This window comes from Streptomyces pratensis (genome assembly GCF_037137275.1).
Taxonomy (GTDB): Bacteria; Actinomycetota; Actinomycetes; order Streptomycetales; family Streptomycetaceae; genus Streptomyces; species Streptomyces pratensis_B.
Map to the genome: position 1 here is coordinate 462,086 of NZ_JBBBEN010000102.1, position 12,491 is coordinate 474,576.

A 12,491-nucleotide genomic window follows, 5' to 3' on the forward strand; every position below is an offset into this window, starting at 1 on the left:
ACAGTCGAGCCAGGAGCCTCCATGACCGCGACCCCCGCCTCCTTCCGCATGCCCCCCGAGTGGGCCCGCCACGAGCGAACCTGGATGGCCTGGCCGGGGCCCAACCCCACCTTCGCCTCCGCCGCCGAGCTGGACGAGGCCCGCCGTGCGTGGGCCGCCGTCGCCCGTGCCGTACGCCGGTTCGAGCCGGTCACCGTGGTCGTCGGGCCCGGCCAGGAGGAGGGCGCGGCCGCGCTCCTCGGGCCGGACGTCGAGCTGGCCGTGCGCCCGCTCGACGACGCCTGGATGCGGGACATCGGGCCCACGTTCGTCACCGACGGCCGCACGCTCGCCGCCGTCGACTGGACGTTCAACGGCTGGGGGGCCCAGAGCTGGGCCCGCTGGGACCACGACCGGCACATCGCCCGCTCGGTCGCCGGGCTGGCGGGCGTCCCCGTGCACGGCTCCCCGCTCGTCAACGAGGGCGGCGCGATCCACGTGGACGGAGAGGGCACCGTCCTGCTCACCGAGACCGTCCAGCTCGGCCGGGAGCGCAACCCCGGCTGGACCCGCGACCAGGTCGAGGCCGAGATCCACGTCCGCCTCGGCACCCGGAAGGCGATCTGGCTGCCCCGCGGCCTGACCGGCGACTACGGGACGTACGGGACGCTCGGCCATGTCGACATCGTCGCCGCCTTCGTCCGCCCCGGCACCGTCGTCGCCCACGTCCAGCCGGACCCGGCCCACCCCGACCACGAGGTCACCCGCGAGAACCTCGCGGTGCTGCGGGCCGCGACCGACGCCAGGGGCCGCCCGCTGGAGGTCGTCGAGGTCCCGGCGCCCACCGTGCTCCGGGAGGACGGGGAGTGGGTCGACTACTCCTACATCAACCACTACCTCTGCAACGACGCCGTGATCCTGTGCGCCTTCGACGACCCCCGCGACGAGGAGGCCGCCGCGCTCTTCCGCCGGCTCCTCCCGGACCGTACGGTCGTCCCGGTCGACGCCCGTACGATCTTCGCCGGCGGTGGAGGCATCCACTGCATCACCCAGCAGCAGCCGAAAGTCTGAGCCCATGACCTCCGCCCCCCGCCGCCGCCACCCGGCACCGCCCCGCGAGGACGTCCTCCGCGCCGCCATGGCCACCATCGCGGAGCGCGGAATCGACGGCCTGACCATGGCGGGGCTCGGGCGGGAGGTGGGGATGAGCAGCGGACACCTCCTCTACTACTTCCGGACCAAGGACGAGCTGCTCCTGCGGACCCTGGAGTGGAGCGAGGACCGACTCGGGGCGCAGCGCCGCGAGCTGCTCGCCCGGCCGGGCACAGCCCGCACGCGGCTGGACGCCTACATCGGCCTGTACCTCCCCGCCGGACACCGGGACCCCCACTGGACGCTCTGGCTGGAGGTCTGGGGGCGGTCCCGGAACGCGGACGACGACGCCCGCTCCCGGCAGGCCGCCATCGAGGGCGCCTGGCACCGCGATCTGGTGGCACTGCTCGCCGAGGGGGCCTCGCGCGGCGAGTTCCGGCCGGTGGACGCCGAACGCTTCGCGGCCCGGCTGCGGGCCCTGCTCGACGGGTTCAGCGTCCACGTCACGGTCGGGCTCCCGGGGACGGACCGCCGCCAGGTGCTCGCGCAGGCGGCCGAGTTCCTCGACGAGACCCTGACCGCCGCCCCCGCCTGACCGCCGGACGCGGGGCGGACGCGACCGGGGTCACGACCGCATCCTGAGACGCCGGGGTCACCGGGCCGACGCTGTGCCAGACTGCTGCCGTGTCCTCGTTCGTCATGATTATTGGCAGCAGGCGCGCCGGTCCGCAGTGAACGTCCCGTACCACCCCGTACGGCACGGACATCGTGCCCCAGACCCGCGCGCAGACCTCTCGCACCCGCGAGGGGTTTTTTCGTTTTCCGGCCCTCACCAGGGGCGGGGCGAGGCGCACGGGATGATGGGGGCAAGTGGAGCCAGATCGTCCGGATTCACTCATCCGACAGGAGTCAGACCAGCATGACCACCATGGCCAACGCCACCGACGACGGTTTCCATGTCTTCGACACCACGCTGCGCGACGGCGCCCAGCGTGAGGGCATCAACCTGACGGTCGCCGACAAGCTGACCATCGCCCGGCATCTGGACACCTTCGGTGTGGGGTACATCGAGGGCGGCTGGCCGGGGGCCAACCCGCGCGACACGGAGTTCTTCGCCCGCGCCCAGCAGGAGATCGCGTTCGAGAACGCCCAGCTCGTGGCGTTCGGCGCGACCCGCAGGGCCGGGGGCGACGCGGCCGACGACCCCCAGGTGAAGGCGCTCCTCCTCTCCGGGGCCCCGGTGATCACACTGGTCGCCAAGGCGCACGACCGCCACGTCGAACTGGCCCTGCGCACCACCCTGGAGGAGAACCTGGAGATGGTCCGCGACACCGTCTCCCACCTGCGCGAACAGGGCCGCCGGGTCTTCGTGGACTGCGAGCACTTCTTCGACGGCTACCGCGCCAACGCCGAGTACGCCAAGTCCGTGGTCCGCACCGCCGCGGAGGCGGGCGCCGAGGTCGTCGTCCTCTGCGACACCAACGGCGGCATGCTGCCCGCCCAGGTCCAGGCCGTCGTCTCCACCGTCCTCGCCGACACCGGCGCCCGGCTCGGCATCCACGCCCAGGACGACACCGGCTGCGCCGTCGCCAACACCCTGGCCGCCGTGGACGCCGGGGCCACCCACGTCCAGTGCACGGCCAACGGCTACGGCGAGCGGGTCGGCAACGCCAACCTCTTCCCGGTGGTCGCCGCCCTGGAGCTCAAGTACGGCATGAGGGTGCTGCCCGACGGCGCTCTCGCCGAGATGACCCGGATCTCGCACGCCATCGCGGAGGTCGTCAACCTCACGCCTTCCACCCACCAGCCCTACGTGGGCGTCTCCGCGTTCGCCCACAAGGCCGGGCTGCACGCCTCCGCGATCAAGGTGGACCCCGACCTCTACCAGCACATCGACCCCGAACTGGTCGGCAACACCATGCGAATGCTGGTCTCCGACATGGCGGGCCGCGCCTCCATCGAGCTGAAGGGCAAGGAACTCGGCGTCGACCTCGGGGACGACCGAGCCCTGGTCGGCCGGGTCGTGGCGCGCGTCAAGGAGCGCGAACTCCAGGGCTACACCTACGAGGCCGCCGACGCCTCCTTCGAACTGCTGCTGCGCGGCGAGGCCGAGGGCCGCACCCGCCGCTACTTCCGTACGGAGTCCTGGCGGGCCATCGTCGAGGACCGCCCCGACGGCACGCACGCCAACGAGGCGACCGTGAAACTGTGGGCCAAGGGCGAGCGCATCGTCGCCACCGCGGAGGGCAACGGCCCGGTCAACGCACTCGACCGGGCCCTGCGCGTCGCCCTGGAGCGGATCTACCCGCAGCTCGCCAAGCTGGAGCTGGTCGACTACAAGGTCCGCATCCTGGAGGGCCGCACCGGCACCGAGTCCACCACGCGCGTCCTCATCACCACGGGCGACGGCAGCGGCGACTGGGCGACCGTGGGCGTCGCGGAGAACGTCATCGCCGCGTCCTGGCAGGCGCTGGAGGACGCGTACACCTACGGGCTGCTGCGGGCGGGCGTCGAGCCCACCGAGTGACGGTCCCCGGCGCTCTCCGGGCGGGCGGCGACGTTCGCCGCCCGCCTGGAGTAGCGTGAAGTATGAGGAAAAGGCTGCTCTCCACGTTGCTGGCGGGCCTGCTGCTCATCTTCGCAGCGGCGGCTCTCGCCCCGACCTCCTCCGCGTCCGCCGCCCCCGCCGGGACCCTCCAGGACGCGGCCCAGGCGCTGCGCGACGACCCGGTGTATGTGGACCCGGGCGCGCGCGACCAGCTCTCCGTCGCCGAGGAGAAGGCCCTGGAGGACAAGATCACGAGCGCCGACAAGCCGGTGTTCGTGGCCGTGCTCCCCGACACACCGGCCTTCCCGGAGGAGGGACTGCTCCCGACCCTGCGCAGCGACACCGGCATCACCGGCGTCTACGCGGTACGCCTGGGCGACGGCTTCGACGCGGGCGCGGACCCGCAGGTCATGCCCACCCGAGCCGTCGACAACCTCACCGACGCGGTGAAGAACCCGGCCACCGGCACGGACCCCGCCGCCCAGCTCGACGCCTTCACCGACCGGGCGGTCGAACAGGCCCGGGGCGCCGCTCCCGCCTCCTGGTCCGGCGGCGCGGCGGACGACTCCGGTGCGCCGGTCTCCGGCCTGATCACGCTCGGCGCCCTGGCGGCGGCGGGCGGCGCCGGCGCGTACGCCGTCTCCCGCCGCAACAAGCGCCGCCGCGAGGAAGAGGAGCGCGTCGCGCTCGACAAGCTCCGGGTCGTCGTGGACGAGGACATCACCGCGTACGGCGAGACCCTGGAGCGCCTCGACTTCCATCCCGCGGAGCCGGGGGCCGACGACACCATGCGCGCCGACTACGAACGGGCCCTGGACTCCTACGAGAGCGCCAAGACCCGGATGGAGAAGGCCGCCCACCCCTCGGACGTCCGCGGGGTCACCCAGTCCCTGGAGGACGGCCGCTACTCCCTGGCGGTCCTGGAGGCCCGCCGCACCGGCCGGGAGCTTCCGGCCCGCCGCCCGCCCTGCTTCTTCGACCCGCGCCACGGCCCCTCCGTCACCGACGTGCTCTGGACCCCGTCCGGGGGCGCGTCCCGCGAGGTGCCCGTCTGCGGCGCGGACGAGGCCCGGCTGAGCCGGGGCGAGGACCCCATGAGCCGCACGGTCGACGCCGGCGACGGCAACCGCCGCCCGTACTGGGAAGCGGGCCCGGCGTACGGCCCCTGGGCCGGCGGCTACTTCGGCGGCGGCCTGCTCCCCGGCCTCCTGGTCGGCACCATGCTCGGCTCGATGCTCGCCACCCCGGCGTACGCCTCGGAGTACGGCGGCGGTGACTTCGGCGGCGGCGCGGGCGGCGAGTGGGGCGGCGGCGACTTCTCCGGCTCCGACTTCGACGCCTCCGGCTTCGGCGGAGGGGGCGGCTTCGGCGACGGCGGAGGCTTCGGAGGCGGCGGCTTCGACGGCGGCGGGTTCTGAGGGAGCAGTGGGTTCCGGGGGAGGGGCGGGCTCCGAGAGCGGGGCGGCTCCGCGCGCCTACCCGAATCCGTGGTGCGCGGACCCCCACCAGGCGGCCGCTCCGGCCAGGACGATCAGCCAACACGCCACCATGTTGGTCCGCCGGTGGGCGACGAGGATCGCGGTGAACTCGCGGAGCGTCGCACTGGGCCAGAAGTACGCGGCCGTGGGCGAGCCCACCACCTGGGCCCTGAGCCCGACCCGCCGTGCGGTGAGGGCGGCACGGAAGGCGTGGTAGTTGTTCGTGACGACGACGCACCGGTAGTCGGGCTTCGCCCGTTCCATGATCGCCTTGCTGAGGAGCAGGTTCTCCTCGGTCGTCGTCGAGCGGTCCTCCCGCTCGATGAGGTGCGGAGGAAAGCCGTCGGCCACCAGGTGGTCGGCCATGGCGTGGGACTCCGGCACGTCCTCCCCGGGCCCCTGGCCGCCGGAAGCGATGAGCACCGGAGAGCCGCCCCGCCGCGAGAGCCGCGCGTGCACCTCCCGCGCCCGCTTCAGACGGCTCGCCAGGAGGGGGGTCACGGTGGAGCCGTCGGCGAGCCCCGACCCGAGCACCACCACGAAGTCGGCCTTCCGGCGGACGCGCAGTCGCCCGTAGAGGAACGCGTAGCAGACGAAGCACAGAAAGAGGAACGAGACGTAGAGAGCCAGCCCTCCCGTGGCCGTCGCCACCCCGATCAGCACCGGGGTCCGCAGGAACGCGGCGGTGACCAGCAGCGCGACGACCCCGATGATTCCCAGGGCGGCCAGCAGCGAGAGCAGGTTGGACAGACTTCTGCCCTCCTTGCGGAGCATCTGCACACCGTTGAGGAACAGGAAACACGTCAGCACGAGGAACGCCACCGCGCCCAGGACCAGCAACGACCAGACCGCGACCGCGCCCGACGCCGATTCGGACCTGATCAGCCGGTACAGCCAGGCCGCCACCGCGCAGAGTGCGGCGACCCCCAGGATCACAGCGTTGCTGAACTTCCTGCGGTCGTGGAGCACGCTCGCACAGAAGACGAGGAAGAGGAGCGCCGCCGGGGCGTAGACCACCATGGGCACAGAGTAGGCGGCGCGGAGAATCCGGCCGAGGGCGGTCGTCCCTCGCGAAACGGAGCGTGCCCTTTGTGGGGGGTGAGCCGTTGAACCCGGCATGAAGAAGCGAAGCGTACTCGCCGTTGTCACTCTCGCCACCGGAGCGGTCATCGCCGCCATCTCCCCGCACCCCGGCGGCGGCGACACGGCACACGCGGCCGAACCGGCCGTCAGCCTGGGCGCACTCGACGGCGTCGAAGACCTCGGCAAGCTGGTCGACGGCGCGGCGGGGGCGACCACCTCCACCGCCGGAACGGTCTCCTCGACCGTCTCCGACGCACAGCTGAGCTGAACCGACAGCACCACGCGGCCCGGCCGCACCACGGCGGCCCACCGGGAGGAACCGGTGGGCCGCCGTCCGCATGCCCGCCCGCCCCGACAGAGCCGGCCCGCCACCCGGGGCCCCTGTCCGACCGGACCCGACCGAACCGGGCACGGACGGTCGGGTCCGGCAGGCTGGTCCCTTCCTACGGTGGACCGACAAGAGGAAGGCGGGGAAAGAGTTGCTGGAGCGACTGAACGAGGCCATGGAGCACATCGAGGCGCACCTCGGTGAGCGCGTCGAGGCCGCGGAGCTCGCACGGATCGCCAGGACGTCGGAGTACCACTTCCGCCGGATGTTCTCCGCGCTGGCGGGCGTCCCGCTGGCGGAGTACGTCCGCCGTCGCCGTATGACGCTCGCGGGCCCCGAGGTGCTCGGCAGCGACCGGACGCTGCTGGAGATCGCGGTGCGGTACGGCTACGACACGGGGGAGGGCTTCGCCCGCGCCTTCCGGTCCGTCCACGGAGTCGGACCGGGCGAGGCGCGGCGGAGCGGCGCGGTTCTGCGGTCCCAGCAACGCCTGACCTTCCGGCTCGTCGTCGAAGGGAGCAGTGCTGTGCGATATCGGCTGGTGGACAAGGAGGAGTTCCGTGTGGTGGGGAGGAGGGCGCGCGTACCGCTGGTCCACGAGGGGGCGAACCCGGCCATCGCGGAGTTCATCCGGGGGATCGGCGCGGACGCGCTGCGCCGCATCGAGGCGCTCTCCGACCAGGAGCCGGCCGGGCTGGTCGGAGTGAGCGACCAGCTCGACCCGAGTCGGGCGGAGGGGACCGAACTCGACTACTACCACGGCGTGGTGACGTCGGCCGAGCCTCCGGAGGGCCTGGACGCCCTGACCGTGCCGGCAGGGACATGGGCGGTCTTCGAGAGCGCGGGCCCGTTCCCGCGCACGCTCCAGTACCTCTGGCGGGATGTGTTCACCCAGTGGTTCCCGTCGAACCCGTACGCGTCCCGGCCCGGCCCGGAGATCCTGCGGGTGGACCTGTCCGCGGACGGGTCAGAGGCGCAGGCGGAGCTCTGGATTCCGGTGGAGAGGACGGAGTCGCTCACGGGGTGAGCGGATGCCGCCGGGGCGGGGCCGGCCACCCTCCGGGCTGCGGTGACGCGGCTCAGAGGGTGGCGCTGCTCCGCACGAAGGCGCCCCACGCTGCTGGCTCCACGGTGAGGACGGGCCCGCCGGTCACCTTGGAGTCGCGGACGTGCACGGCGGCGGGGTGCGCGGCCACCTCGACGCAGGCACCGCCCTGGTCGTTGCTGTAGCTGGACTTGTGCCAGTGGTAGGCGACCTCGACGCAGTTGCCGCCCTGATCGCTGCTGTAGCTGGACGTGAACCAGTGAAGGGCGGTGGCGGGGTGGGCTGGGCGGGTCATGTCTCTCCAAGCAGTGCTTCAAGCAGTGCGTCCAGTAGCCGGGCGCTCTCCTCGACGGTCAGCGCCTGCGACCGCAGCATCCCATATTTCTGCATGAGGACGCTGACGTCGGCCGGATCGTCGTACAGCTCCGCCCGCAGGTGCATCTCGACGTACGCGAGTTGGTCGTGGTCCGGAGTCTCCAGCAGGACGAGCGGTCCCGCGAGACCGGCGTGCTTCGGCGTCTTCCGCGGCATGATCTGGATGTTGACGAACGGCAGGTTCATGCAGCGCCGCAGATGGAGAAGCTGCTCCCGCATGACCTCGGGATCGCCCAACTCACCGTACAGAACGCTCTCTTCCAGGACGTAGTGCAGGATCGGCCGGGGTTTGCGCTCCAGCAGCTTCTGCCGGTCGAGCCGCGCCGCGACCCGGCTCTCGACCTCGTCCACTTCGAGGGGCGGATAGTGGCAGGAGAAGACGAGCCGCGCGTACGCCTCGGTCTGGAGCAGCCCCGGAATGAGCTGGGTCTCGTACGAGAACAGGCTCACCGCGTCCTGCTCGTACTCCACGAAGTCCTGGATGAAGGCCGGATAATGCTCCTTCTTCGGCACCTTCCTCACCGCGACCTCCAACGCACCCTTTGTGCCCAGCAGTTCGTCCAGCTCGATGGCGAAGTCCAGCTTGAGCGCCCGCCGTCCCTGCTCGATGGAGGCGATGGTGTCTTCGCCGACCCCGAACCGCTCGGCCAGGGTCGGTTGTGTCAGTCCCGCTCCTTTGCGGAAGTGGGCGAGCTGCGCCCCGATCACGTGCCACGAGCTGACCCGCCTGTTCCGCTTACCTGGTTGCATGGGGTGTCTCTTCCCGTTCTCGTGCCACTGTCGACCCGTCAGAAGTCGTACGGCTGCGATGTACGCCCTTCCGCTCTGCTGAAGCCTAGTGACGTTGTGTGAGCGTGGAAGGATGAACGAGACAATCCACCCCCCCCTACTTCCGCACCGCCTTCTACTGCCGTGAGCGCAGGTCGATCCCGGTCGTACGGAGGTTCGTGCGCAAGGCCCTCGTCGAATGGGCGTGCGAGGAGCGCGCCGACGATGTGCTGCTCTGCGTAACCGAACTGGCGACCAACGCCCTGCGGCACGGCGTTCCGCCGGGGCGCGGCTTTCGCGTGCACATCTATCTGGAGCGGATCGAGAAGGCGATCCGGGTCGAGCTGCACGACAGCGGCGACGGCGAGGTCCGGGCGGCGGACGGCCCGCCGGGCGCGGAGGACGAGGGTGGCCGCGGACTGCTGCTGGTCGCGGCGCTGGCGGACGCGTGGGGAGTGGAGGAGCGGAGCCCCGGCAAGATCGTGTGGTGCGAGTTCCTTCTCCCGTGAGTTGCCGTTCCGGCAAGCATGTTTGTCGTTTCTGGTGCATCGCCTGCACGCTCTCCCTCATCAGGAGGTCATCCGCATGACGAGCAGGACGGGCGTGAACGACATGGAGCAGCAGCGGTACGACGTGGTGATCGTGGGCGGCGGGGCCGCCGGCCTGAGCGGGGCGCTGACCCTGGCGCGGGCCCGGCGCTCGGTCCTGGTGATCGATGCGGGCGAGCCCCGCAACGCCCCCGCGTCCCACGTCCACAACTACCTGGGCCGCGAGTCGACCCCGCCCGGCGAGCTGCTGGCGATCGGCCGGGGCGAGGCGGCCGGGTACGGGGCGGAAATCGTCGCGGGCCGGGTGGTCTCGGCCGAGCGACTGCCGGGCGAGCGGGGCTTCCGGGTGGTGGCGGACGACGGCCGAAGCGTCGAGGCGCGCAGGCTGCTGGTGACGACGGGGCTCGTCGACGCGTTGCCGCCCGTGCCCGGCCTGGCGGAGCGCTGGGGGCGGGAGGTGTTGCACTGCCCGTACTGCCACGGCCACGAGGTGGCGGACCGCCCGATCGGCGTGCTCGCCACCGGGCCCCTCGCCGTGCACCAGGCGCTGATGTGGCGGCAGTGGAGCGAGGACGTCACTCTCTTCCGCCACATGGGCCCGGAGCCGTCGGACGAGGAGTACGAGCAGCTGGCGGCCCGGGGCGTGGCGGTGGTGGACGGCGAGGTGACAGGTCTGGAGGTCACGGACGACCGCTTCACCGGTGTACGTCTGGCGGGCGGCCGGGTGATCCCGCGCGAGGCGCTGGTGGTCCAGGCCCGCTTCACCGCCCGCTCGGCCGTCCTGGAGTCGCTGGGGCTGACCCCGGTCGACCAGGAGGCGGGCGGGGCGGTGATCGGTTCGTCGATCGCGGCGGACGCGACCGGCGCGACGGAGGTCCCCGGTGTCTGGGTGGCCGGCAACGTCGCCAACCTCACCGAGCAGGTCATCGGCGCGGCCGCGGCAGGTCTCCGCGCGGCAGGCGCGGTCAACGGGGACCTGATCGCCGAGGACACCCGGCTGGCGGTGGCGGCCCGGCGGGGCTGAGCGGGCGGCTCCACGGGATAGGGCGGGCGCGGGAGCCGGCGCACGCGCCCGCGCCGTGGGTCTCGCCCCGGCAGCCGGAGCGCGTCCCGCCGCCCGGTGGCCGTCCGGCGTGACCGGGACTCGGCGCGCGGGACACAGCCCGAAAGCGATGGTCCGGGGAACCGCGTATGTGTGAGATGCGGCAATGGGGACACGCGAAGGGTGCCAGGCACCACGAGGTGCCGGGTCGTCGGCAACGTCAAGGGAGATAGCGTGACCATCATCGCCTGGATTCTCATCGGCCTGTTCGCGGGTCTCATCGCCAAGGCACTGACGCCGGGCAAGGACCCGGGTGGCTGCCTTCTCACCATGGTGATCGGCATCGTGGGCGGGCTGCTCGGTGGCTGGCTGGGCAAGGTGCTCTTCGGAGTCGACTCGATCGACGGATTCTTCAGCCTGTCGACGTGGATCGCCGCCGTGGCCGGTTCGGTGATCGTTCTGCTCGTCTACCGCATGGTCACGGGGCAGCGCTCCCGCTGACGTAGCGGGGCGGCCCGGCGAGGTCCCGACGGGTCGATTCGCCTGCGTCCGCCTCCGTCGGCAGAGGGCCGGCATGGCACCCGGAGCAGGGGACACCGCTGACAGGCCTGTGGAAGACGAACCAGAGGAATCGACGACATGACCGACACCTCGCGCAAGCCCACCACCTCCGATTCCGGCGCCCCCGTGGAGAGCGACGAGCATTCGCTCACCGTCGGCCCGGGCGGGCCGATCCTGCTCCAGGACTCCTACCTGATCGAGCAGATGGCCCAGTTCAACCGCGAACGCATCCCCGAACGCCAGCCGCACGCCAAGGGCAGCGGGGCCTTCGGGAGGTTCGAGGTGACCGCGGACGTCTCCGCGTACACGAAGGCCGCGGTCTTCCAGCCCGGCACCACGACCGACCTGGTCGCCAGGTTCTCCACCGTGGCGGGGGAGCGGGGCAGCCCGGACACCTGGCGGGACCCGCGCGGCTTCGCGGTGAAGTTCTACACCAGCGAAGGCAACTACGACATGGTGGGCAACAACACCCCCGTGTTCTTCGTGAAGGACCCGATGAAGTTCCAGCACTTCATCCGGTCCCAGAAACGCCGGGCGGACAACAACCTGCGCGACCACGACATGCAGTGGGACTTCTGGACCCTCTCGCCCGAGTCGGCCCACCAGGTCACCTGGCTGATGGGTGACCGCGGCATCCCGCGGACCTGGCGCCACATGAACGGCTACACCTCGCACACGTACATGTGGATCAACGCGCAGGGGCAGCGGTTCTGGGTGAAGTACCACTTCAAGACCGACCAGGGCATCGAGACGTTCACGCAGCACGAGGCCGACCAGATGGCCGCCGCGGACACCGACTACCACACGCGGGACCTCTTCGAGCACATCCGCGACGGTGACTACCCGAGCTGGACCCTCCAGGTCCAGGTCATGCCGTACGCGGACGCGAAGGACTACCGGTTCAACCCCTTCGACCTGACCAAGGTGTGGCCGCACGGCGACTACCCGCTGATCGAGGTCGGCCGGATGACGCTGGACCGCAACCCCACGGACAACCACGCCGAGATCGAGCAGGCGGCCTTCCAGCCGAACAACCTGGTCCCCGGCATCGGCCCGAGCCCCGACCGCATGCTCCTGGCCCGGCTCTTCAGTTACGCGGACGCGCACCGCCACCGCATCGGCGGCAACTACCAGCAGCTGCCCGTCAACGCCCCCGTCGCCCCGGTGCACACGTACTCCAAGGACGGGGCGATGGCGTACCGGAAGACCACGGACCCGGTCTACGCCCCGAACTCCAAGGGCGGCCCTGCGGCCGACACGGAGCGCTATGGCACCCCGCCGAGCTGGTACGCCGACGGCGACATCACCCGGGCGGCCTACGTCGACCACGCGGAGGACGACGACTGGGGCCAGGCGGGCACCATGGTCCGCGAGGTCCTGGACGACGCGGCACGGGACCGGCTGGTGGACAACATCGTCGGTCACCTGCTGAACGGGGTGAGCGAGCCGGTGCTGCGTCGGGCGTTCCAGTACTGGTCGAACGTCGACAGCACCCTCGGCAAGCGCGTCGAGGAGGGGGTGCGCGCGAAGGCGGGCGAGAAGGACCCCAAGGCGGCTGAGCAGGGCAACCCGGCGCGGAGCGGGATGCAGCGCAAGGCCTGAGGCTGCGGGTCCGTACGCGGTAGGGCGCCCCTACGGCGCGTG

General features: G+C 71.7%; 13 protein-coding genes. 10 read left to right on the top strand and 3 right to left on the bottom strand.

Features of this window, described 5'->3' with window-relative positions; all coding sequences use genetic code 11:
- Positions 1 to 21: 21 nt before the first annotated feature.
- From V9U70_RS29110 to V9U70_RS29125, 4 genes are all read left to right on the top strand, one after another.
- Positions 22 to 1,050 carry an agmatine deiminase family protein gene (locus V9U70_RS29110; protein ID WP_336680071.1) on the top strand — a complete coding sequence of 343 codons (1,029 nt, stop codon included), beginning with the start codon at positions 22 to 24 and terminating at the stop codon, positions 1,048 to 1,050.
- Between the two features lie 4 nt (positions 1,051 to 1,054).
- Entirely contained in the window at positions 1,055 to 1,666 is a 612-nt protein-coding gene (locus V9U70_RS29115; protein ID WP_336680073.1) for a TetR/AcrR family transcriptional regulator, read from the top strand.
- A 324-nt stretch (positions 1,667 to 1,990) separates the two neighbouring features.
- Positions 1,991 to 3,598, top strand: a complete 1,608-nt coding sequence (cimA, locus tag V9U70_RS29120) for a citramalate synthase (RefSeq protein ID WP_336680075.1) — start codon at positions 1,991 to 1,993, stop codon at positions 3,596 to 3,598.
- 62 nt (positions 3,599 to 3,660) lie between these two features.
- The gene (locus V9U70_RS29125) at positions 3,661 to 5,037 is read left to right on the top strand and encodes a hypothetical protein (protein ID WP_336680077.1); all 1,377 of its coding nucleotides are present in this window, start codon (positions 3,661 to 3,663) and stop codon (positions 5,035 to 5,037) included.
- Between the two features lie 57 nt (positions 5,038 to 5,094).
- Here the strand turns inward: V9U70_RS29125 and V9U70_RS29130 are convergent, their stop codons facing one another.
- Positions 5,095 to 6,117: a YdcF family protein gene (locus V9U70_RS29130; protein ID WP_336680079.1), complete on the bottom strand. Its 1,023-nt coding sequence runs from the start codon at positions 6,115 to 6,117 to the stop codon at positions 5,095 to 5,097.
- 97 nt (positions 6,118 to 6,214) lie between these two features.
- Between V9U70_RS29130 and V9U70_RS29135 the strand changes: the two genes are divergently transcribed.
- Both V9U70_RS29135 and V9U70_RS29140 read left to right on the top strand, forming a co-directional pair.
- Entirely contained in the window at positions 6,215 to 6,448 is a 234-nt protein-coding gene (locus V9U70_RS29135; RefSeq protein ID WP_336680081.1) for a hypothetical protein, read from the top strand.
- 211 nt (positions 6,449 to 6,659) lie between these two features.
- Positions 6,660 to 7,535, top strand: a complete 876-nt coding sequence (locus V9U70_RS29140) for an AraC family transcriptional regulator (protein WP_336680082.1) — start codon at positions 6,660 to 6,662, stop codon at positions 7,533 to 7,535.
- A 52-nt stretch (positions 7,536 to 7,587) separates the two neighbouring features.
- Here the strand turns inward: V9U70_RS29140 and V9U70_RS29145 are convergent, their stop codons facing one another.
- Positions 7,588 to 7,848, bottom strand: a complete 261-nt coding sequence (locus tag V9U70_RS29145; RefSeq protein ID WP_336680084.1) for a DUF397 domain-containing protein — start codon at positions 7,846 to 7,848, stop codon at positions 7,588 to 7,590.
- Positions 7,845 to 8,678, bottom strand: a complete 834-nt coding sequence (locus tag V9U70_RS29150) for a helix-turn-helix domain-containing protein (protein WP_336680086.1) — start codon at positions 8,676 to 8,678, stop codon at positions 7,845 to 7,847. The genes V9U70_RS29145 and V9U70_RS29150 overlap by 4 nt, the downstream gene beginning before the upstream one ends.
- A gap of 176 nt (positions 8,679 to 8,854) precedes the next feature.
- Between V9U70_RS29150 and V9U70_RS29155 the strand changes: the two genes are divergently transcribed.
- The 4 genes from V9U70_RS29155 (at position 8,855) to V9U70_RS29170 (ending at position 12,449) form a co-directional block, all read left to right on the top strand.
- Positions 8,855 to 9,205, top strand: a complete 351-nt coding sequence (locus V9U70_RS29155; protein WP_336680149.1) for an ATP-binding protein — start codon at positions 8,855 to 8,857, stop codon at positions 9,203 to 9,205.
- Between the two features lie 103 nt (positions 9,206 to 9,308).
- Positions 9,309 to 10,268: an NAD(P)/FAD-dependent oxidoreductase gene (locus V9U70_RS29160; protein ID WP_419724048.1), complete on the top strand. Its 960-nt coding sequence runs from the start codon at positions 9,309 to 9,311 to the stop codon at positions 10,266 to 10,268.
- A gap of 252 nt (positions 10,269 to 10,520) precedes the next feature.
- Positions 10,521 to 10,787 (top strand): GlsB/YeaQ/YmgE family stress response membrane protein, encoded by a 267-nt coding sequence (locus V9U70_RS29165; protein WP_336680089.1) that lies wholly within the window; start codon positions 10,521 to 10,523, stop codon positions 10,785 to 10,787.
- Positions 10,788 to 10,925: 138 nt separating this feature from the next.
- Complete coding sequence (locus tag V9U70_RS29170) at positions 10,926 to 12,449, top strand: catalase (RefSeq protein ID WP_336680091.1); 1,524 nt, start codon at positions 10,926 to 10,928, stop codon at positions 12,447 to 12,449.
- The last annotated feature ends 42 nt before the right edge of the window (positions 12,450 to 12,491 follow it).

What these genes read in the sequence shown, in the direction of transcription:
- V9U70_RS29110 (WP_336680071.1), top strand. Translation starts at nt 22, where the DNA reads ATGACCGCGACCCCCGCCTCCTTCCGCATGCCCCCCGAGTGGGCCCGC.
- V9U70_RS29135 (WP_336680081.1), top strand. Translation starts at nt 6,215, where the DNA reads ATGAAGAAGCGAAGCGTACTCGCCGTTGTCACTCTCGCCACCGGAGCG.
- V9U70_RS29160 (WP_419724048.1), top strand. Translation starts at nt 9,309, where the DNA reads ATGGAGCAGCAGCGGTACGACGTGGTGATCGTGGGCGGCGGGGCCGCC.
- V9U70_RS29150 (WP_336680086.1), bottom strand. Translation starts at nt 8,678, where the DNA reads ATGCAACCAGGTAAGCGGAACAGGCGGGTCAGCTCGTGGCACGTGATC.
- V9U70_RS29170 (WP_336680091.1), top strand. Translation starts at nt 10,926, where the DNA reads ATGACCGACACCTCGCGCAAGCCCACCACCTCCGATTCCGGCGCCCCC.
- V9U70_RS29115 (WP_336680073.1), top strand. Translation starts at nt 1,055, where the DNA reads ATGACCTCCGCCCCCCGCCGCCGCCACCCGGCACCGCCCCGCGAGGAC.
- cimA (WP_336680075.1), top strand. Translation starts at nt 1,991, where the DNA reads ATGACCACCATGGCCAACGCCACCGACGACGGTTTCCATGTCTTCGAC.
- V9U70_RS29145 (WP_336680084.1), bottom strand. Translation starts at nt 7,848, where the DNA reads ATGACCCGCCCAGCCCACCCCGCCACCGCCCTTCACTGGTTCACGTCC.
- V9U70_RS29125 (WP_336680077.1), top strand. Translation starts at nt 3,661, where the DNA reads ATGAGGAAAAGGCTGCTCTCCACGTTGCTGGCGGGCCTGCTGCTCATC.
- V9U70_RS29130 (WP_336680079.1), bottom strand. Translation starts at nt 6,117, where the DNA reads ATGGTGGTCTACGCCCCGGCGGCGCTCCTCTTCCTCGTCTTCTGTGCG.